Genomic DNA, 282 nt, shown 5'->3' with positions numbered 1-282 from the left:
AGTCGCCCGTTCTTGAGCACGATGCAGCGCTGTGCGCTGCGCAGCACGAGATCGAGGTTCTGCTCGACCAGGAGCACGGCGAGCTGCGAGCGGCGGCACAGGGTGGGAATAACCTCGCCGATCAGTTCGACCATATTCGGCTGCACACCGTCGGACGGTTCGTCCAGCAACAGCAGCTTCGGCCGGCCGCACAGCGCACGGGCGATCGCCAACACCTGCTGTTCGCCACCCGAAAGCGTGCCGCCGTTCTGCGAGAGTCTGGACTTGAGAATAGGGAAATAC

General features: G+C 63.5%; 1 protein-coding gene. It reads right to left on the bottom strand.

Annotated elements, in window-relative coordinates; all coding sequences use genetic code 11:
• Positions 1-282, bottom strand: a 282-nt coding sequence (locus SB689_RS22905; RefSeq protein WP_410694364.1) for an ATP-binding cassette domain-containing protein, incomplete at both ends; no start/stop codon positions are given.

It is taken from the genome of Chryseobacterium sp. SIMBA_038 (assembly GCF_046535115.1).
Classification (GTDB): domain Bacteria; phylum Bacteroidota; class Bacteroidia; order Flavobacteriales; family Weeksellaceae; genus Chryseobacterium.
This window is presented reverse-complemented; position numbering and strand designations above follow the sequence as displayed.